This is a genomic window from Paenibacillus nitricinens (assembly GCF_052056485.1).
GTDB classification, from domain to species: Bacteria; Bacillota; Bacilli; order Paenibacillales; family Paenibacillaceae; genus Paenibacillus_AQ; species Paenibacillus_AQ nitricinens.
Genome location: NZ_CP183948.1, coordinates 1479708 through 1501091 on the forward strand (window position 1 = coordinate 1479708; position 21384 = coordinate 1501091).

General features: G+C 41.8%; 16 protein-coding genes. 13 read left to right on the forward strand and 3 right to left on the reverse strand.

Annotated elements, in window-relative coordinates:
- Positions 1-281 precede the first annotated feature (281 nt).
- From ACN6KS_RS06670 to ACN6KS_RS06710, 9 genes are all read left to right on the forward strand, one after another.
- The gene (locus tag ACN6KS_RS06670; RefSeq protein ID WP_440961634.1) at positions 282-1124 is read left to right on the forward strand and encodes an MBL fold metallo-hydrolase; all 843 of its coding nucleotides are present in this window, start codon (positions 282-284) and stop codon (positions 1122-1124) included.
- Between the two features lie 161 nt (positions 1125-1285).
- Positions 1286-3025 carry a sensor histidine kinase gene (locus ACN6KS_RS06675; protein WP_094869945.1) on the forward strand — a complete coding sequence of 580 codons (1740 nt, stop codon included), beginning with the start codon at positions 1286-1288 and terminating at the stop codon, positions 3023-3025.
- Positions 3026-3027: 2 nt separating this feature from the next.
- A complete protein-coding gene (locus tag ACN6KS_RS06680; RefSeq protein ID WP_280788782.1) occupies positions 3028-4368 on the forward strand; it encodes a response regulator transcription factor in 1341 nt (446 codons plus the stop codon).
- Positions 4369-4494: 126 nt separating this feature from the next.
- Complete coding sequence (locus ACN6KS_RS06685) at positions 4495-6228, forward strand: extracellular solute-binding protein (protein ID WP_440961635.1); 1734 nt, start codon at positions 4495-4497, stop codon at positions 6226-6228.
- An 89-nt stretch (positions 6229-6317) separates the two neighbouring features.
- On the forward strand, positions 6318-7208 hold the full coding sequence (locus ACN6KS_RS06690) for an ABC transporter permease (RefSeq protein WP_094869948.1): 891 nt from the start codon (positions 6318-6320) through the stop codon (positions 7206-7208).
- A 9-nt stretch (positions 7209-7217) separates the two neighbouring features.
- Positions 7218-8111, forward strand: a complete 894-nt coding sequence (locus tag ACN6KS_RS06695; RefSeq protein ID WP_094869949.1) for a carbohydrate ABC transporter permease — start codon at positions 7218-7220, stop codon at positions 8109-8111.
- Positions 8112-8163: 52 nt separating this feature from the next.
- The gene (locus tag ACN6KS_RS06700; RefSeq protein WP_440961636.1) at positions 8164-9447 is read left to right on the forward strand and encodes a Gfo/Idh/MocA family protein; all 1284 of its coding nucleotides are present in this window, start codon (positions 8164-8166) and stop codon (positions 9445-9447) included.
- Positions 9444-11105 (forward strand): DUF4091 domain-containing protein, encoded by a 1662-nt coding sequence (locus tag ACN6KS_RS06705; protein ID WP_094869951.1) that lies wholly within the window; start codon positions 9444-9446, stop codon positions 11103-11105. The genes ACN6KS_RS06700 and ACN6KS_RS06705 overlap by 4 nt, the downstream gene beginning before the upstream one ends.
- A gap of 30 nt (positions 11106-11135) precedes the next feature.
- Positions 11136-12884, forward strand: a complete 1749-nt coding sequence (locus ACN6KS_RS06710) for a glycoside hydrolase family 35 protein (RefSeq protein ID WP_341136053.1) — start codon at positions 11136-11138, stop codon at positions 12882-12884.
- Positions 12885-12999: 115 nt separating this feature from the next.
- Here ACN6KS_RS06710 and ACN6KS_RS06715 read toward each other — a convergent pair whose 3' ends face one another.
- Positions 13000-14154: a response regulator gene (locus tag ACN6KS_RS06715; RefSeq protein ID WP_094869953.1), complete on the reverse strand. Its 1155-nt coding sequence runs from the start codon at positions 14152-14154 to the stop codon at positions 13000-13002.
- Between the two features lie 86 nt (positions 14155-14240).
- Complete coding sequence (locus ACN6KS_RS06720; protein WP_440961637.1) at positions 14241-16811, reverse strand: ATP-binding protein; 2571 nt, start codon at positions 16809-16811, stop codon at positions 14241-14243.
- Positions 16812-17457: 646 nt separating this feature from the next.
- On the opposite strand from ACN6KS_RS06720, the gene ACN6KS_RS06725 reads away from it, so the two are divergent.
- The 4 genes from ACN6KS_RS06725 to ACN6KS_RS06740 all read left to right on the forward strand — a co-directional run bounded on the left by ACN6KS_RS06725 (position 17458) and on the right by ACN6KS_RS06740 (position 20154).
- Positions 17458-18018 (forward strand): RNA polymerase sigma factor, encoded by a 561-nt coding sequence (locus tag ACN6KS_RS06725; RefSeq protein ID WP_042125119.1) that lies wholly within the window; start codon positions 17458-17460, stop codon positions 18016-18018.
- Positions 18015-18467: an anti-sigma factor family protein gene (locus ACN6KS_RS06730; protein WP_094869955.1), complete on the forward strand. Its 453-nt coding sequence runs from the start codon at positions 18015-18017 to the stop codon at positions 18465-18467. Before ACN6KS_RS06725 ends, ACN6KS_RS06730 begins: the two co-directional genes overlap by 4 nt.
- 80 nt (positions 18468-18547) lie before the next feature.
- A complete protein-coding gene (locus tag ACN6KS_RS06735; protein WP_094869956.1) occupies positions 18548-19045 on the forward strand; it encodes a hypothetical protein in 498 nt (165 codons plus the stop codon).
- A 17-nt stretch (positions 19046-19062) separates the two neighbouring features.
- Positions 19063-20154, forward strand: coding sequence for a DUF4097 family beta strand repeat-containing protein (locus tag ACN6KS_RS06740; RefSeq protein ID WP_094869957.1), 1092 nt, complete (start codon positions 19063-19065; stop codon positions 20152-20154).
- 80 nt (positions 20155-20234) lie between these two features.
- Here the strand turns inward: ACN6KS_RS06740 and ACN6KS_RS06745 are convergent, their stop codons facing one another.
- Positions 20235-21215 carry an aldo/keto reductase gene (locus ACN6KS_RS06745; RefSeq protein ID WP_341133986.1) on the reverse strand — a complete coding sequence of 327 codons (981 nt, stop codon included), beginning with the start codon at positions 21213-21215 and terminating at the stop codon, positions 20235-20237.
- Positions 21216-21384 lie beyond the last annotated feature (169 nt).

Genomic DNA, 21384 nt, shown 5'->3' on the forward strand with positions numbered 1-21384 from the left:
TCGTAATGACAAGGGGGCTGGCCCAAAAGTAGATTTTCTACGAGCGGCGACAGGCGGAACTCAACTCCCATAGGATAAAAGTTAACGAAGTAAGGCTCCTCCTGTTATTGGGGGAGCCTTGCTTTTTATTTTGGTCTATGGCTGCGCGCTTCATAACCTTCTTCGAAGTGAACCTTGACGAAAAGGCGGTTTTCGCTCATTATTCGTAATGTAGCGCCAGCGACACTATTAAGTTCAAAAATAGGTAAGCGCTATCATAAAATGCGCTGGGAGATGATACCATGGAATTTATGTATTTAGGAACTGGAGCAAGCGAGGGTTATCCAGCTTTATTTTGTCAATGTGAACGTTGTTCTATGGCGATGGAGCTTGGTGGGAAAAATATTCGTGCTCGCACAGGAGCGCTTATTAACTCTGATTTGCTGCTGGATTTCTCACCTGACATGTATATGAATAAGCTTCGTTACAAATTGGATTTGGGGCAAGTTAATCATTTGATTGTTACGCATTCGCATACTGATCATTTTGCAGCAGCAGAGCTCATGATGAGGCATGAGCATTGGTATTGTCAGCTGCAGGAGAGTGGAAAAAAACTACATATTTACGGAAATGAAACGGTAGAAGAAACGATGAAGTCAGCTCTTCGCTATGATTATGGAACCGATACGATTGAAGATCCTTTTTACGAGTTTCATATCATACAGCCTTTCATGCCCTTCACTCTAGGAGAAGTGACAGTAACCGCATTGCCAGCCCATCACAAGCCGGATGAACATTGCTTTATCTATCTACTAGAGCAGAATAACACAAGATTCTTATACGGCAATGATAGCGGTGTATTCAGTGATGTAACCTTCAATTATCTCCGTGATAAGCACCTGGACGTTGTTAGTCTGGATTGTAATTATGGGCTAGAGGATAGATATGATTATCATATGGGGATCTCCGGTTGTCGGATTGTAAGAGAAAGATTGTTTGACCAAAATAGTTGTGATACTAGTACCTCATTTATTCTCACTCATTTCTCTCACTACAGCGCAGAGTTGCATGATACTTTAGTTAAGAATACAGCAGAGGAGAATTTCATCGTTTCCTATGATGGGATGAAAGTCTTCTTAGCATGACATGATGATGGTCTATCTCTAATTAAAAAAATAGTCATTACCCGTAAAATCCTCCCTTGAGGAAAGGACTACTTTACGGGTCTTTTTTATAGCTTTAAGCGAAATTATAGAAGCCATCTAACTTATTACAGGCTCAGAATGAGTAGATACGGAGGTAGAGAATGAAGCTGCTGGCTACGGGAAAAGTAAAATGGTTCGTCTATCAGAAAGTCGTCATCGTATTTATTGTCTTTCTGATTCCACTCATATCGATGAATATTTGGGTGAATTATAAGGGAATGTCATTCACCAAAAATGCAATTTTGGACTCATCCCTGGCTGGGGCATCATTCTATTCCAAGCAACTGGATAAAGAGATATATTTCATCCGCAATCAACAATTACAATTTCAAGAAGATAAAAACATACAGAAGCTTAGTTTCCGAGGTGAAAGTTTAGAAAAGTATGAAGAGGTAGAATTAATCGGTAATGCTGAAGATCTATTGAATCGGATCATTGCCTCAAGCGAATATGTGGTTAACGCCGGGGTATATGTTAAGTCTCTGGGCAAAACGATCTCTGGTAAGACGGGGGTCACGGCCATTCCTAATATGGAGTACGAGAAAATTTCCTCGTTACTTAACGTTAAGCAGAAGCCCTCATTCTATCGGAGCGGTGATGCGATTTTCCTTATAGAAACAGGAGATAATGCGGAGCTTTGGTCGTATATTGAAATCTCAAAAGGTAAGCTATTGGAGGCACTAAATCAAATCGCAACCTTATATCAAGAATCGGAGGTATTTCTGGGAAGTAATGAGCTGGGCAATATTCTATCTACTACAGACGATCAGTTAGTGTCTACTGAGGTGCTTAGGCTCATCACCAAACAGGATCAGTTTAATTCCGATATCCCAGAAATAAACAAGGTGAACGGTAAAAGTTACTTTATTGCCCATAACTTTATCAGTTCTTTGAATCTATCCTTGATTATGTATGTGAATCAGAATGAAATCACAAGGCCCTTAAGTCAATTTAATACACTACTATATGCCTCTTTTGTCATCGCTATTGTGGTAATGGTACTTTATTCTTATTCGGTAAATCTAATGATTCATCGGCCCTTATCCAAATTGGTTAAGACATTCCGTATGGTAGAAACGGATAATCTTGATTTAGTCATCGAGTCAAAGACCAAAGATGAGTTTTACTATATATTTAACAGTTTTAATCGTATGGCTTCTAGACTTAAGCGTTCTATTGAAGAGAATTATGAACAGAAGATTGCCCTACAGCATTCGCAGTTGAAGCAATTGCAGTCACAAATTAACCCGCATTTTCTCTATAACAGCTTCTTTAATATTTACATGATGTGTAAAGTAGGAGATTCCGATAGTGCGGCTGAGCTCTCACAAAAGCTAGGGAGCTACTACCAATACATCACGAGAAGTGGATCGGACGAGGTGGCTTTCTTTAAGGAGTATCAGCATGCGCTTGATTATTGTGAAATTCAGTGTATTCGCTTCTCGAATCGTATTTCTTTCGAATATGAAGAAATACCCGTTTTGGCGAACGCGATTTTAGTACCGAGGCTGATTATTCAGCCAATTGTTGAGAATGTGTTCGAGCATGCTTTCGAAGACGACTCCCGAAACGGGGTTGTCTATATTGGTGCCGAATGCGAAGAGGGAATAATAATTATCACGATTGAAGATAGCGGCACTCTTTTAAAAGATGAGGAAATAGAGCACTTGCAGAAGAAGCTTGCGATGGGTTTAAAACAAGTTGAGAAGACGGGATTAATCAACGTTAATAATAGACTCCAATTGAAGTACGGACCAGATAGTGGCTTGTTTGTCTCTCGCAGCAAATACGGAGGATTGAGGGTAGAACTGATAGTTAAATATGAGAGTAAGGAAGTGTGATTATGTATAGATTACTAATCGTAGATGATGAGCCTGTAATTGTGAATGGATTAGTCCAACTGTTTCAGGATAACTCAGAATTTGAACTGGATATACGAAAAGCTTACTCCTCAAGCGAAGCTCTTGAAATTGCTAAGAAAACGAAACTGGATATTTTAGTTAGCGATATTCGTATGCCTCAAAAGAATGGTCTCCAGCTCGTGGACGAAATCGTCTATTATTGGCCATTATGCCGGGTGATTTTCCTTACAGGATACAGTGAATTTGATTATGTATACGAAGCGATTCGTAAGAATGTGGACAATTACATTCTGAAAACGGAAGGAATTGAACCTATTTTCCAAGCTGTGAAGGCAGCAGTCGACAAGCTAGACGAGGAGAACCGTCGCAGACTTCAATTGGAGAAGGCGCAAATGCACTATCAAATCGCTAGTTCCTTCCTAAAGAGAGAGCTGATGGAGCGGGTGCTAAGCGGGGAGTCTATTACTTCTATACTCAATAATGTACGTTACAAGGATGTAGAGTTCGGCATTGCATTAGATCGTCCTTCGTTCTTTCTTGTTGGTATCTTAGATCAATTAGATGATCCAAAATTTAAAATGCCTCCGTCTGTTCAGCGTATTTTTCATGATCATCTGCCTGCATCTATTGCATGTGAAGAAGTGATTTATGATGATCGTGTATTCCTATGGCTGCTTCAACCAGATGAAGGGTTGCTGAATCGCTTTCGTAGTGACTATCCTGATCAAGGGGTAAATTGGTCTGGAATCGTTGCTTATATGAGAGGGATATTAGAGCCTGTACAGAATGAGTGTGATGAGCTGCTAAGTGTCTGCGTTTCATTCGGGATATCGGGGGATTTACTTAACCATTGGGAATCGATCCATCTTCAAGTTGAAGCAGTGCGTTCTATGATTCTTAAGAGAGCTTTATTAGGTCAGCACATGCTTATCTTAGACCTTGAGAAACTAAGTCAACTAGAGGATACGATGCACAAAGCTGGAGGAATCGAGCAGGAAGATTTCAAGACGCTAATCATTGAACAAATTCATCAATTTGTGCAGGAGAACCTATCTGGAGATATATCGCTTACCTCAATTGCTGCAGAGGTGCATCTTAATCCGTCCTATTTATCTCGTTATTATAAACAGACGACAGGTCAAAATTTATTAGAGTATATCCAGTCGACGAAGCTGCATGTTGCTCTGCAGCTGATGAAGAATACAACTCTGAAACTAAATGAAATCGCTATCCGGGTCGGTTTTGAATCACCATCCTACTTTACAACATTCTTTAAACGGAAGATGGGCTTATCTCCACAGGAATACCGAAATTCAAAATGAGTAAATAAAGTGAAAGTGATGTAAAAAAAACGAAATTGAAAGCGGTTTCCTCTGTGACTAAAATATTAACTAGGAACATTGATTAACTACAAGAATTGCAGCAAACAAAGGGGGGGAAGCATTCAGATGAAGAAAATGAGATCATGGAAAATGGTTTTATCAGTAACGATGATTCTTTCATTATTGTCAGCATGCGGAAGTCAAGGAAATGGAAATGCGAATGCACCATCTACGCCTAAGGAAAACACTACGAATAGTGCCACAAACAGCGCGACAGCACCTGATCCACTAGGGAAATACCCGGAAACGGTTACTGTTACAGAAATACTCGGATATAATCCACCAGAAGATCCCAGAACTCCAAGCGGAATAACACCGGAACAAAATGCCTACCTGAAAGATCTCAAAGAGATGATGAATATTGAAGTGAAATACAAATGGACCGTTCCCTCTGCCCAGTTCGAGCAAAAGTTCTCGCTTGCCATGGCATCAGGGGATCTACCCGATGTGATAGAAGTTGATCAGAAGAACTATGAGAAGCTTAAAAAGCAAGATATGCTTGCTGATCTGACAGATGCTTATGCACAATATGCTTCACCAGCTCTAAAGGCTTATATGGACTCAGATGGTGGATTTGCGATGAAAACGTTCAGTGCGGAGGGGAAGCAATTAGGTATCCCTGCATTTGAAGATCCCTTCTTATCCACACAGCTGTTATGGATTCGTCAAGATTGGCTTAATAATCTAGGTTTACAGGCACCGAAGACGATCGATGAGCTTGAGAAAGTTGCACAAGCATTTACACATAATGATCCAGATCAGAATGGTAAAAATGACACCTATGGTTTAGCCATACAAAAGAATCTCTTCTTCTGGGGATTTGATGTCAGAGGTTTCTTTAATGGATTTGGTGCTTATCCTTCCGTTGGAGATAAACAATCGGCTTGGATTAAAGACGACGATGACAAATTGTTACCGGGATTGATTCAACCTGAAGTGAAGACTGCACTTGGTAAGCTACAAGCCTGGTATAAAGATGGAATTATTGATAAAGAGTTTGCACTAAAGGATGAGAATAAGGCTGTAGAAGATCTGACTGCAGGTAAAGTGGGTATTTCCTACGGAGAGTGGTGGTATCCGAACTGGCCGCTTAACTCCAGCGTAGACAAAGATCCCAAGGCGGATTGGATTGCAATTCAACTTCCAGGGATTGATGGTCCAGCTAAATCACTCGTTCCAAAAATCCGCAGCAATAAAATTTTCGTTGTGAACAAAAAGATGAAGAACCCAGAAGCAGCGATTAAGATGCTCAATTTCTACATCGAAGTTGGTAATAAGAAATACAAGGATAAGAACAAAGCGGCAGATGGCTATGTATACAACTGGTTTAACCCACGGATTGCCAACCCTGTTGATATTGATACGATTTACAACGAAGTGAACAAAGCGCTTGATGCTAATCAGACTGAAATTACAATAGACGATGCAAATTATAAGACCGTTGCGGATACATTCAAAGCGACTAAGGACTTCCTGGCAGGCGACACATCTAACGCTACCAAAGGTGTAAACTGGGGGCAATATTATAGCCGGGCTGCAAAAGACGGTGGCTGGGGCTTAACACGACAAATTAAAGAAAATCAACAATTTGTATACAACGAGTTTTACGGTCTTCCTACACCAACAGTAGTGGAAAAGGGCGGTCAGCTGGATAAATTGATGCAAGAGTCCTTTACCAAGATTATCATGGGCGGTTCTCTTGATGATTTCGATAAATTCGTGGATAGCTGGAAGGCACTTGGCGGTAATGAAATTATTGATGAGGTCAATGAATGGTATAGCACGGAAGCTACGAAATAAATCATAGGGACAAGAAAGCGGGTGAGGTGAGTCGGGTGAGCCGACTCACCTCCCGTTTTAAAATGAGTAAGTTGGTGAGGAGGGCATCTATGAAATCACTGAAGAATGAATTTCCGCTTCATATCATGTTAATACCGGGTGTAATTGTTACACTGATTTATGCTTACGGACCGATGGCCGGTCTGGTTATGGCGTTTCAAGAGTTTGAGCCGTTATCCGGTTTTTTTAAATCCGATTTTGTGGGATTAGATAACTTCCGTTATGTATTTAATTTACCGGATTTCAAGCAAGTGCTGTGGAATACGCTAGTCATTGCCATCATCAAAATGGTGTTGTCTCTGCTTGTCCCGCTTATTCTAGCTTTATTATTAAATGAGATCACTAAGAAATGGTTCGCAGGTTTTATTCAATCCGCCATTTTCCTCCCGTTCTTCCTTTCATGGACCGTCCTTGGGGGTGTCATTATTGAATTATTCTCTCTGAATGGACCTATTAATGGCTTAATTTCTTCTATGGGCTTAGAACCTATCATGTTCATGCTTGATAATGGTTGGTTCAGGGGGATTATCATTGGCTCGGATGTCTGGAAAGGCATGGGCTACAATATGATCATCATGCTTGCTGCCATCACAGGAATTAACGCGACGCTGTATGAAGCGGCGGAGGTAGATGGTGCAGGAAAATGGAAGCAAATGCTTAACATTACGCTTCCAGGTATAGCACCGATTATTATTTTACTTAGTGTATTAGGTCTCGGTGGTATTCTTAACGCAGGTTTTGAGCAGATATTGATTATGTATAACCCAACTGTATATGCAGGCGCAGATATAATAGATACATTTGTCTATCGATTGGGAATGTTCAGCCAACAATTTGGACCTGCGGCAGCAGTGGGTCTCTTTAAATCGATAATATCTTTATTTATGGTATCAACAACTTACTATGCAGCTTACAAATTTAATAATTACCGCATATTCTAGGAGGTGGAGATGGTGTTACATAAACAATCATTCAGCAGAAAATTATTTATCGTGTTCAATACGCTGTTGTTAACTTTCATTACCATACTCGGCATTATCCCATTTGTACACTTACTCTCCATCTCACTTAGCTCGAATACAGCTGCGATGGCTGGAGAAGTGAAGCTTTGGCCCGTCGGATTTTCCTGGGATGCTTATGTATATTTAGGAGAAAAGGTAGAGTTCTTTCGTTCCTTGGGAGTCTCCGTAAAACGAGTAGTGCTCGGTTCAGTAGTTAACTTGTTTCTAGTATTTATTACTGCTTATCCGCTTTCCAAATCGAATGATCAGTTTAAATTTAGAACCGTATATGTATGGATATTCGCGATTACGATGTTTTTTGGAGGCGGCTTAATTCCGACGTATATCATAGTGAAAAATACAGGCTTAATCGATTCCATTTGGGCGCTTATCTTACCAGGTGCATTGAATGTATGGAATATGGTTCTGATGCTTAACTTCTTCAGATCTATTCCAAGAGAATTGGATGAAGCGGCTACGATTGATGGTGCCGGACATTGGAGAGTACTTTGGCAAATTTATTTACCGATATCCCTTCCATCCATCGCAACGATTGGGTTATTCACCATAGTTGGGCATTGGAACGCTTGGTTTGACGGTATCCTTTACCTGAATTCACCTGAACATTATCCACTACAGACCTATCTTTCTACCTTGATTATGTCTATCAATGCCCAGATGTCATCGATGTCCATTGAGCAGCTCAAGGTGATGGAGAATCTGAGTGAGAAGACAATCCGAACGGCGCAAATATTCATGGGTGCATTGCCAATTATGGTAGTCTATCCATTCTTACAAAGGTATTTCGTAAAAGGAATGACGGTTGGTAGTGTTAAAGAATAAAGAAATAGAGTAAAGACATAGCATAAAGTCTCATATGAAGGAGCAGATTGCGATGAAGAAAGTCACTGTTGCTTTAATTGGAGCGGGCCTGCGAGGAATTAATTATTCAGAATATGCGATTCAGCACCCCGATGAGCTTCAAGTTGTAGCTGTTGCAGAGCCGAATGCGAAGCGGAGAAATAAATTTAAGGCAAGATATAAGCTGGCTGATGACATGTGCTTTACCCATTGGGATGATTTTTTCGCGTCCCCGAAAGTAGCAGATGCGGTATTTATCTGTACCCAAGACAATCAGCATTATGTGCCGACAATGAAAGCACTGGAGGCAGGGTATCATGTGCTACTAGAAAAGCCGATGTCCCCTGATGCCAAGGAATGTGTACTTATGGGGGAAATGGCCTCTAAAGTGAACCGTGTCTTCTCGATATGCCATGTATTGAGATATACCAATTTCTTCTCAACGATCAAGGAACTGCTGGAGAGTGGTGCGATCGGACAATTGATGTCCATTCAACATAATGAGAACGTGGGTTACTGGCACCAAGCTCATAGCTTCGTAAGAGGGAATTGGAGCAAGAAGGATGAGTCCAGTCCGATGATTCTCGCTAAGTCCTGTCATGATCTGGACATTCTTTCCTGGTTAACAGATTCAGAATGTGTTCGAGTGTCTTCCTTTGGCTCACTGTCTCATTTCAAATCTAGTGAAGCGCCGGAAGGAGCCCCGCTACGTTGCACAGATGGATGCCCAGCATCAGATAAATGTCTCTATTATGCTCCTAATCAATATTTGACGGAGGATACAGATTGGCCTACATCGGCAATTAGCGATGATCCAAGCTATGAAGCCCGCCTGAATGCTCTTCAGGAAGGACCTTATGGACGATGTGTCTATCATTGTGATAATGATGTCGTCGACCATCAAGTTGTAAATCTAGAATTTGCTAATTCCGTAACTATAGCATTTACAATGAGTGCGTTTACCAAAGATGTTAGTCGTACCCTCAAGCTGATGGGTACCACGGGAGAAATTCGCGGTGCGATGGAGAAGAATGAAATTGAAGTGATCCATTTTGGCAGCGGTAAGGTAGAGAGAATTTCGTTCGAGAATGCAGGTGGTCATGTGGGTCATGGCGGCGGCGATATGGGGTTAATCAAAGATTTTGTTAAGCTGGTTCGAGCGGAAGGGAAGATTCAAGGTCTTACATCAGCGAATCATTCCATTCAAAGTCACCTTATGGCTTTTGCAGCAGAGCAATCCCGCATCGAGGGTAACAGTATTGTTCTGAAAGAATTTGCACAAAGTGTCTGTAAAGATGAAGAGGTGAAGCAACGATGAATGCTCCGCAGCCATTTCAGACGATGTTATTAAGTTCGTTGGTTAAGGTATTTGCTGATGAAGTGCCAAATCATGAATCCTATCGCAGTGCAACCGCACTTGTTGGAGAAACATTTTCGTTCCAAGTTGCTTATACCTCAGATACACTTCTAAAGAATATTGAAGTAGAGATAAAATCATCGCTTCCAGATCTAATATGTATAAGATCCGTTGGACTTGTTCCCTCAGAAATGCCTTGTTTCAAAAATCATGATGAAGATGTGCTAAGAACTACGCCGGGATTATATCCAGATCCATTGTATACGCTGGATCAACAATCTATTTCATCGATCCCGGGACAATGGCGATCTTTATGGGTGACGATAACCTTGGATGAATCAATGAGTACGGGGCTTCGTTCTATTCAGGTCCTCTTCCAATCATCTGAAGGGCAGATGTTAGGTGAATCGGATGTATTCGAGTTAACCGTCATCCCTGCAACACTACCGCCGCAAAAGTTAATTCATACGGAATGGTTCCATGTGGATTGTCTTGCTACAAAGTATGGTGTCAAAGTATTTAGTGAAGCGCATTGGGACCTTATAGAACTCTATGCAGATACGATGGTTAAGCATGGCATGAACATGATCTTAACTCCGTTGTTTACACCGCCTTTGGATACAGCCATTGGTGGAGTACGTCCAACGGTTCAATTGATATCCGTGACTAAAGCGGGAGATCGTTATGAATTCGGATTTGATCTGCTTACTCGTTGGGTATCGATGTGCCGCCGGCTTGGCTTCAAATACTTTGAGTTCTCTCATTTATTCACTCAATGGGGTGCAAAGTGTGCACCAAAAATAATGGTAACCATTCAAGGTGAAGATCAGCAACTATTCGGCTGGGATACGGACGCCTCCTCGCCGGAATACCATAGTTTCTTGGATCAATTTTTACCTTGCTTAGATCAATATTTGAAAGAGCAGGGAATAGACCAGCAAAGCTGGTTCCATATTTCAGATGAACCAGGAGAGGAACATTTGGAATCGTACCGAGCTGCTAGTGAGATCATTTATAAACATTTATCAAGTTATCCGATCATGGACGCATTGTCTGAATTGGAGTTGTATGAACAGGGCCTGGTGAAAAGGCCGATTCCTGCGAATACGCATATTGAACCGTTCTTAGAACATCAGGTTCCAGACCTTTGGACGTACTATTGCTGCGCTCAAGGTGAACAAGTATCCAACCGGTTTTTCAACATGCCGTCTGCTAGAAATCGTATAATCGGGTTTCAATTGTATAAATTCGGATTACAGGGCTTCTTGCATTGGGGTTATAACTTCTGGTACTCGCAATATTCATTGAATCAGCAGCTGGACCCTTATCGTACGACTGACGCTGAGCATGCATTTCCCTCAGGAGATGCCTACTTGGTCTATCCGGGAGAAGAAGGCCCGATTGAATCCATTCGATTGGAAGTTCTATATGAAGGGTTGCAGGATTTGCGCGCACTAGAATTACTTGAGCAGAAAATTGGCAAGAAAGCAACGATAGCCATTATGGAAGAGGGTCTGAGCACATCGTTGACCTTCTCTGTATACCCGAGGGATCATGGAACATGGCTCTTAGAGGCAAGAGAGCGGATCAATCAAGCGATAGCAAGTTATTCTACTTAAGTGATCATACCATTACGAGGTGTTGAGAATATGGCAACTTTTCATTATTCAGGATCTTCCTTTTATTATAACGATCAGGCGATACGGCTTATCTCAGGAGCCATCCATTATTTTAGGACTCTGCCGGAACATTGGGAAGACCGTCTTATCAAATTAAAAGCTTGCGGCTTCAATACGGTTGAAACCTATGTGGCATGGAATTTACACGAGCCGAAGAAAGGCCAACTTCATTTTGAAGGTATGGCAGATGTAGTCCGGTTTATTGAACTGGCAGGAGATTTGGGTCTGCATGTCATCGTTCGTCCCGCACCTTATATTTGTGCAGAATGGGAATTTGGTGGACTGCCATCTTGGTTGCTAGCTGATTCGGATATGCGTCTTCGATGCTACCATAAACCATTTCTAGATCATGTAGATGCGTATTATGATGTATTGCTCCCCAAATTACAACCACTGTTATGTACAAATGGTGGCCCGATCATTGCTATGCAGATTGAGAATGAGTACGGTAGTTACGGCAATGATAAGCGCTATTTGACTCATTTAAAAGACAGCATGATTTCCCGTGGGATAGATGTACTACTATTCACTTCCGATGGACCTGAAGACGCGATGTTACAGGGAGGTATGGTCCCAGGTGTGCTGGAGACGGTGAACTTTGGATCACGTCCAGTAGAAGCATTCAACAAGCTCCGTGAATACCAACCAGAGGCTCCAATCATGTGTATGGAATATTGGAACGGCTGGTTTGATCATTGGCGTGAGGAGCATCATACGCGTCCGGCTGAGGATGTAGCGAAGGTATTGGATGAGATACTTAGTTTAGGCGCATCCGTTAATTTCTATATGTTCCATGGCGGAACTAATTTTGGCTTCTACAACGGAGCGAATGGGCATACGTTTGACAGCTATGAACCAACAATTACTAGTTATGACTATGATTCATTACTGAGTGAATCCGGTGAGCCAACAGCTAAATATTATGCAGTTCGTGAAGTGATCTCCAAATATGCAGATCTCGGACCCGTTGAGTTGCCAGCTCCTGTTGCTAAGAGAGCATATGGAAGAGTAGAGATGAAGGAGCAAGCTTCACTTACCGCAAACTTGAATCGCATTTCTGTACCCATTCATTCTGCATACCCTGAACCGATGGAGAAATTGGGTCAGGATTATGGCTTTATTCATTATAGTACGTTCCTTACAGGACCTCGTCCCAAAGAGGAGTTCTTCATCCAGGATTTACACGATCGTGCATTAGTCTTTCTGAATGGAGAGCTCACTGCAACCTTAGATCGTGTAGAGCCAGAGGTGAAATTAGAGTTCGAGGTTCCGGCCGAAGGGCTGCATGTTAGTATACTTGTAGAGAATTTAGGACGCATCAACTATGGTCCTTATATGAGAGATTGTAAGGGGATTACCGAAGGGGTACGGTATGGACGGCAGTTTCTGTCAGAATGGACGACGTATACGTTGCCATTAACAGATTTATCTGGTCTGCAGTTTGAAGGTCTATTCAAGCAAGTGGAACCTAGCTTCTTCCGCAGCACCTTAGTTGTGGATGAACCTTGTGATACGTTCTTGAGCATGGAAGGATGGACTAAAGGCGTCGTGTTCATTAATGGGTTCAACCTTGGACGCTATTGGAATATCGGACCACAGAAAACAATGTATGTGCCAGGACCTTTATTGAAGCAAGGCGACAATGAAATTGTCATCTTTGAATTGCACAGCACTTCAGATACCGCTGTTACCTTCGTAGATCTACCGGAATTAGGATAATAGGGCATAGCTTGTAGCTTGTAAGAATATCACTAGCAGTTTCAAAACGCAGCAATTAATATATCGTAACAATAAAGACACCCGAATAGATCCGGGTGTCTTTGATAAATAGAAACTATTTCTTGCTGCGTATTCTAAGGTTATGTAGTTCCCATTGTTCATACCAATCTTGAACAACGGCAGGAAGGCCAATACTAAGATCGCCTTTCAATAAGTCCGTCAGATTCTTGTATTGTTCTTCCACAGCGGATCGTTCCCCAATACTGTCGTAGACCTTCATTAACCCTAAATGTCCTTGTTCAAAGTAGGGCTGAAGCTGTACTACCTTTTGATACACGGTGACAGCTTCGGGAACTCTGTTGTTGTCGATATAGAACTGGGCCATTCCCATAGCATGGTGTAGCCAAATGGTGCGCAGACGTTGTCGTTCGCCCTCTGCCCACAAATAGTCGTAATCTCCAAAATAATCCCCTGAATAAAGTTCAAATACGTTTTGATGTTCTGCATAATTGTCCTCTCCGATGGATTCGAGTGCAAGAATATTGTGCTCCCACTGGGCTGCATCGATTAGAAGCGGCCCGGTCTCAAGCGTATACCCTTCACCGCCACTAACGTTGCTGATATGCAGATCTACCTCACTTTGCTTTAAACATTGCCGTACTTGATAAATGGTTGTGTAGAGATGGGTAGAAGCCTTTTTAAGGTTGAAATCTGGCCATAGTAGGTCAATCAGGGTATCTTTACTGACGAATCGGTTGCGGTTATGAAGCAAGAAAGCAAACAATTCTTGTGCCTTAGAAGTCCTCCAACGGAGATTGTTTAAAGGTTGTCCTCCTCGTTCAAAACGCAGCGATTGAAAACAACGAATCGTTAGTTCTTGTACTACCTCAGTGCTTTTTGGTGCAAACCTCAATCTGTCCTCCAAGCGTTGTACTGTTTTGAATAAACGGTCATGTCGCACGGGCTTCAAAATATAATCAATCGCATTTAACTCAAAGGCTTCCACTGCATATTGGTTATATGCGGTCACGAAAACGATATTAGCGTTTGGACAGACCTCTTGCAGAATTGCGGCAGCCTGAAGTCCGCTCACTTCAGGCATTTCAATATCAATAAAAATAACGTCAGGCTCCAAGGCTGGAGCTTCTTGTATAGCTTGAACCGGGTCTGTATAGGACGCGATGATATGAACAGCTTCCATTTCTTTTAACATGAATTCTAACTTTACGAGAGCAAGGCGTTCATCGTCCACCAATACTGCTTGAATCATTGTTATTCCACCACTCAATATAGTATTTTTTAGCAAAAAACAATATATGATTACTTTTATTTTGGTTCATTATAGTTTGTCTGTGACTAGGTATTTTTGCGATTCATATTTCTTTTTTCAGAAGGGATTATGAAGCTTACTGAAGTGCCTAGCCCTTCCTTGCTTTTAATTAGCAAACCCTTAGCATAGACACGTAACAAGCGTTTATGTGTATTAAGGAATCCAATCCCTCGGGTTACATTAGACTGGCTGCCCAGCAGTTGCTGAAGTTGTTTGGAAGTCATGCCTTTACCATTATCAGCGATTGTAATCTCGATGTCATCAGCTAGTTCTTTGATCGATATTGAAAGCGTACCTCCTTTGGAGCGGCTTAATATACCGTGCCTAACGGCATTTTCAACGAGTGGCTGAATGGTCAAGGGAGGTAACTGAAAATGTAGATTTTCTGCTACATCCCAGTTGATGGTCATCCTGTCCTCAAAACGCTCTTTCTCTATGTACAGATAGGCGCGGACAAGCTCAAGCTCATGTTCAATCGGTATCATCGGCTCAGCGTTCAAGAAGTTAAAGCTTAAACGTAAATAAGAGCTAAAGGCATCAGTGAGGTGACTCATACGCTGTGTATCAAAAGATGCCAGAGCTGATATAGAATTTAATGTGTTGAATAAGAAATGGGGTTGTATTTGCGCTTGAAGATACGCTGCTTCCAGGCGAAGCCGTTCATTTACGGACTGTTTTAAATCTGTTAAGGAACGGACCCGTCCTCTTAGCTCCATAGCGTTCATAGGCTTCATTACATAGTCGTTCGCGCCCGAAACAAATCCGGTGTAGATATCTTCCGGCTGGCTACGTGCGGTCAGAAGTAGAATAGGAAGCTCAGCTATGGTAAAACGTTCACGAATTCTCTGTGTTAATTCATAGCCGGACATCTGGGGCATCATTACATCTGTAATGATTAAATCCCATTGATCAATATCCAGTTTTGTTAAAGCATCGATTCCACTGGTTACCGTAACCATTTCATAGTCTTTGATGGATAGTACGCTAGTAAGGATTTTCAAATTAACCGGGTCATCGTCGACAGCCAAAATCTTAGGTCTTCTTCCATCCGTTGAAGTAGCAGATGTATTGTTAATTTCGGATAGCGTAATATGAGATAGTTTGTCCGTGTATTCAGTCACTGTTGAGGATTCTAAATTGAATTTTTGAATGCTTGAATCGGATAGAGGCATAGTAAAAGTAAAAGTAGAGCCTTTCCCAAGTGAAGATTTTACACTAATCTCTCCACCGTGAAGTTCAACTAGCTGTTTACAAATACATAACCCAAATCCAATTCCACCACTTATTGCTGTCACGCTTGAGTCACCCTGTTCATAGGGTTGAAAGGCTCTGAGCTGTGTTTCCTCGTTCATTCCAATGCCAGTATCCGTAATATGGATGCGCACCACACCTTTATGAATATCCGCATGGACCCTAACTGAGCCTACACTCGTATATTTCACAGCATTTTGAAGCAGATTGAACAAAATCTGAATGAGTCTTTTCTCATCTGCCACAATAGATGGAAATGAGTCAGGAATCTCTGAGATTAGTGCAATATGCTTACCTTCCGTTAGGAACTTGAGCATATCGAGTACGCCAACAACTACGGATTGAATTGGAACATTTCTTAACTGTAATTGAATGTTGCTCTCACGAAGCTGTGATTGATCTAGAAGATCGTTTATCAGTAAAGACATACGTCTTCCGACGGTAATTAGCAGTTCTAGATTATTTGCGTTCTGATGCATTAATGAGTCTCTCTCACTGTCTAAGACGGTTTCAGCAATATTAATGATGCTATGCAGCGGATTTTTCAGCTCGTGAGAGGTATTAGCTAGGAAATCATCCTTTTGCGTAATGGTTCTTTGCAGGCTTTGTGCCAGATTTTCAGTCTGCTTAGTATTCCAGAAATAACGCTTAAACCCAAAAGTCGCAAAGCATAAAAAGGCAATAATTAGGTCGAAAGGATAATAAGTAACGTTAACCAGATCGGAATTTTTGAACAACCCCCAATGGGTGCTGTTAACGATAGCTAAGATTGATAGCAATAGAAAAATAGAGCCATCGTGGTTTTTAAGTGCAGATTTCAGAAAGAGAACTACAACTTCTGAAGATAGAACGATTATATTGATGATAAAAATAGGTGTAAATACTTCGTAATAACGGACAACGGGACAGAGCATTATGAAAAGGATATGTATCAGGGATATGCTGGTCAGGATCCGAACGCTTTTAATTTTTAAATTTTTGAACATTAGTTGCTTGCTTGTCAGTAAGATGAATATAAAAGCCATAATATTAGATATGATTAATAGCTTTAAGCTCCATTGGTAGTTTAAGGGAAGCATATACAGCAAAAGCTTGTCATCATCAATAAGTACAGTAGTTATAGCGGAAATTACCAAAAGAAAAAAATAGATCAACATCTTTTGCCGCGGACCAATGGTATATAATATTGCTGCATAGACTGCATGAAGTAGAAGTACTACACATAATAACAGTTGAAGGCCTATGGAAACGATCCGCTGATGTGTTAAAGTTTTTTCGTTACCGAATAAAATGGGTTTAAAAATACCGCCTGTATGAGATAAAGAGTAGTTGGCTACATGAATCACAATTTCAATCTCAGTCTTATCCGTTGTAAAAGATACGGAGTAAGGCAATACACGAGCAATATAGTCTTCTTTATTGGCAGAGGGAGAACCTGAATTTCCTAGTAGTTCACCATTGATATATATTTCCGAAGAAGTCTGAACCCCGGATATAAGTATGCCATAAGACTGCTTTTCATTTTTATCTACAAGAATCCGTAACCGATAGGAGCCGTAGCCAAAAGCAGACTTTTAGCCATTATGAATGGCATCGTTCCACTGATCCGGGACTTGTATATATTTTTTAGGGGGAGCTTTGTTTAGAGATTCTTTATTAAAAGTGGGAAGCAGCGTATTAGGATAGAATTCCCACTGGCCTTTTAAGGTAAGGAGCTTGTCTTGATTCAATTCTATATTCCGTAAATCGAGAACTCCTTTGACTAATTGTGGTTGTATAACATGAGGCGAAGCCCAAACCCATAGGAAGCGAAATCCAGTAAGTATAGTAAGAAATAGCATGATAATTAGGAAGAGTTTTCTTTTAGTCATAGTAATTAAACATTATTCGACAAAAAACAATATATTCCTTTCACAAAAATATTTCAAAAATTAAAAAAGTTGTGATTAAGTTGCAGGGGAATAGAATTGGCTGGCGTCTAACGTTATGTAGGTGAAGGAGGGGAGAAAGCTGGAAGAGGCGGAATGGATTTCTGCTGTGCTGAACGGTGAGCATCAGGCCTTTGGGCATTTGGTGACACGTTATCAAGGCATGGTATACAGAGTGTGCGTCAAGATTACTGGAGAAGCCGAATCGGCCAAAGATATGGCCCAAGAGGTTTTTATAAAAGCATACAAAGCGCTCCCCTCTTTCAGAGGACAGTCTACCTTCTCGACATGGCTTTATCGGATAGCCTATCGAACCTGTCTGGACTGGAAACGGGCCAATGATAGGGAGTGGAGGCATCGGAGTGCAGCTGATTACACTGAGAATGATTGGGTAACGTCTCAAACACCAGAGCAAGAGGTGCTAGAGCAGGAACAATCAGCTGAGCTGGGTGAGAATGTGAACAGCCTTGCGGAACCGTACCGGTCGGTCGTACAGCTGTACTATTTTCAGCGAAATTCTTATCAAGAGATAGCGGAGCAAAAAGGTGTTTCCGTTAAAACTATCGAATCGCAGCTTTATCGTGCCAGACAGATGATGCGTAGACAAAGGGAGGAATTGCGATGAATTGTGCAATAGTGAAGGAATGGATGCCACATTACATTGACGGTCTTCTGTCTCCAGATATGGAGCTGAGTATTCGGTTGCACATACAATCCTGTCCTGATTGCGCACAGTGGCTGGAGGAAGCGAAAGAAATGTCAGCTCTTTGGTCAGAAATGGAAGCAGACAGCGAATATCAACATGAACAGATGGACTTTCCAGATCTAGCAGCAGGTGTTATGGCCCATATTGAGCAGCTTGAAACAGGACGCAGGGAACGAGCGATTAAAGCGACAAGCGTAAGACGTCGTTTTGCTCCTAGAACATCTTTGACACATTATGCGGTGGCTGCCTGCTTGAGTTTGTTATTGTTGCAGTTTGGCGTTTTTGAGAATTTGGCTTATGGGATCACTGAAATTAATGGTCATGTGTCGAATTCTGTGACCCAATGGTTTGGTGGCTTTAGAAAATAGTCATAAAGAGATTTATAAATAATAGATGGATTCAGGTAAACTGAAAAGTTTATGCTATCCAAATTTTAGGAGGATGTATTATGATTAAGAAGAGACGTTGGCTCACTTTTATGCTAGCTATGATTCCTGGTGTAGGTCATTTGTACTTAGGCTTCAAAAAGCAGGGGCTGCAGTTTATGATCGGGGCTTCCTTATGTATTATGTTTATTCCGTCTGAGCCCATGATCTTCCCTTTTGCGCTGGCTGCACTGTGGTTTTACCAATTGTTTGATGCCCTGCAGAAAGCGGCTTGGATGAAAATAACTGCAGCCGAACATGAGCGTATGATGTTCCATCCTGACAGCTTCGGAGAGCCTTGGACGATGGGGATATCCTCTATGCCAGGTTACCCACATGAAGATGTGAATCCGGCTTGGGTTGGTGTTGGATGTGTTGTTGCTGGGTTCCTTATGCTGGTGATCTCAGCATTTCCGACGCTTTGGAGAATGTTAATTGAGATTAACATTGGTACGATCTTGCTATCACTGGGTCTGATTGCGTACGGTCTGAAGATGCTAAGAAACAATACGAGAGCGTAAGAAACGGGGATTTCACTATGGGGAGATGGAAAATCGGGAGTTTCACTGCAGCTATAGGCTGTATCGCACTTGGTGTCATTATTGTGATGGCTCAGTATAATATGATCAGCTATGAAGTACTTGGTTATTTATGGCCAGCATTGTTGATTCTGTTCGGACTCGAGATGTTGCTAAGATTGTTTATCAAATCCGATGCCAAAAGTCGTGTGAGCGGTTGGGCGATCCTATTGATCATCCTGTTGGTTGGAGCAAGCAGTGCACAGAGCGTAATGGCCGGAGGCTCACTTAGCAGTTTAATCGGGAATACACATTTAACCCCACTAAGCGGCAATGTCGAAGTGAAAGACAATATTACGACGCTAAAAATCGTACTTCCAAGTGGAAAAGTAAAGGTCGAGGGAATAGATGGAAGCTCATTGGATTATGAGGGAAGCTTACTCTTACCTGGAAAATCGCAAAGTGAAGCCGAAAGTTCGTTGGAAAAGAAATGGAAAGTAAAAACTGAGGGAGATACGCTGATTATGGAGCTCGATACAGATCATAATTGGTTCTCTAATATTCAGTTTGGATTTAATACTAAAAGTCCTTATTTAAATGTAAGTGTACCTAGCAGTCTTGCCGTTGAGGTAGATACTAGTGACGGGTCAATAGAAGCGTGGGATTTGAAGTCTGGCTTAGTGGTTGACACTAGTAATGGGGTTATAAATATTCATGATGTTGCTGGTGGAGTTGAGGCACATACCAGCAATGGCTCACTGACTGTTCAGAACATCCAAGGTGGGGCGCAGCTCAAAAGTTCTAATGGTGCGATTATTTTGGATAATATAGATGGAGCGTTGACTGCAAAGAGCAGCAACGGAAAGATCACTATTCATTCAGCAGTGACTGGAAAATGGAAATGTTCGTCTAGTAACGGAAAGATTACGGTGGGATTGCCAACTGTGTCCGATGCGAAGATTACAGCGGATACTAGCAACGGCTCACTGAAGGGGAATATTCCTTGGGATCTAGACGGGGACAGCTTTGGCACTGCCATTCTCGGTAAAGGAACTTATACCGTGGACTTAAGTACAAGTAATGGAAGTGTGACCGTGGACACAGCTGAATAAGTACGAACAATAAAGGGAGTTAAGGCTTCAGCGATTGGTTCTGCTGAAGCCTTAACTCCCTTTTTCAAATTATAAGAAACCTACCAAGCGTAAGCTTTAGGAGCTTCTCCGCCCGGTCCTGGGAAGATCTCATCTAGCCGTTTAAGGACAGATTCATCTAGCACAATCTCAAGACTGCGTAGTGCACTCTCGAATTGCTCTAGTGTGCGTGGTCCAATAATTGGTGCGGTTACAGCAGGATTGGCTAATAACCATGCTAGCGCTACATTATCTTGTGGTTCTCCAAGCTCCATACATAAGCTTGCAAAAGCCTCAAGCTGATCTTTGTATTGCTCTACGCGCTCGGCATTTCCTCCACTGCGGCTGCCTTCTATTTTCTTAAGTGCATTGCGTCCAAGAAGACCTCCATCCAATGGGCTCCAAGGAATAACGCCTAATCCATGATGGAGAGAGGAAGGTAATACTTCAAGTTCAGGAAGGCGACAGGTCAGGCTGTATTTATGCTGCTCAGAAATCAAACCTAAAAAGCCACGTGCCTTGGCCTCTTGTTGGGCTACAGCGATATCCCATCCTGCAAAGTTACTGGAGCCGACATAACCAATCTTTCCTTGGTTTACAGCAAGCTCAAAAGCCCCCCATAGCTCGTCCCAAGACACACTACGGTCAATGTGATGCATCTGGTACAATTCAATATGATCGGTCTGGAGACGCTGCAGAGACCCCTCTAGATGGCGGCGTATAATATAAGATGATAGTCCGCCCTCATCATTAGGCCCGTCGAGCTTATCGCTCATTGCACCGTATACCTTGGTAGCTAACACGACCTTTTCACGTCGCCCACCGCCTTGTTTAAACCAACGACCAATAATCGTTTCTGTTAAACCGGAATTCTCGCCCCAACCATAAATGTTAGCGGTATCAAAAAAATTAACACCTGCGTCGAGTGCAGCGTCCATAATACGAAAGGCTTCTTGTTCATCTGTTTGTGGGCCGAAGTTCATTGTTCCGAGACATAGCCGACTGACCTTCATACCGGATTTGCCAAGCTTAGCATATTGCACTTCGCATTCACTCCTTAGGTAGATGATTTCAACTTTATTGTAAACAACTTATTAATCAAGGGCAAATTTGCCCAGTACTTCGCTGGTGCTCGTTAGCGTAGCTTTTATGTTTCAGAAACTTTTTTTAGTTTATAATGTATTTACAATGGAAAAAATTTCATAATGGAGG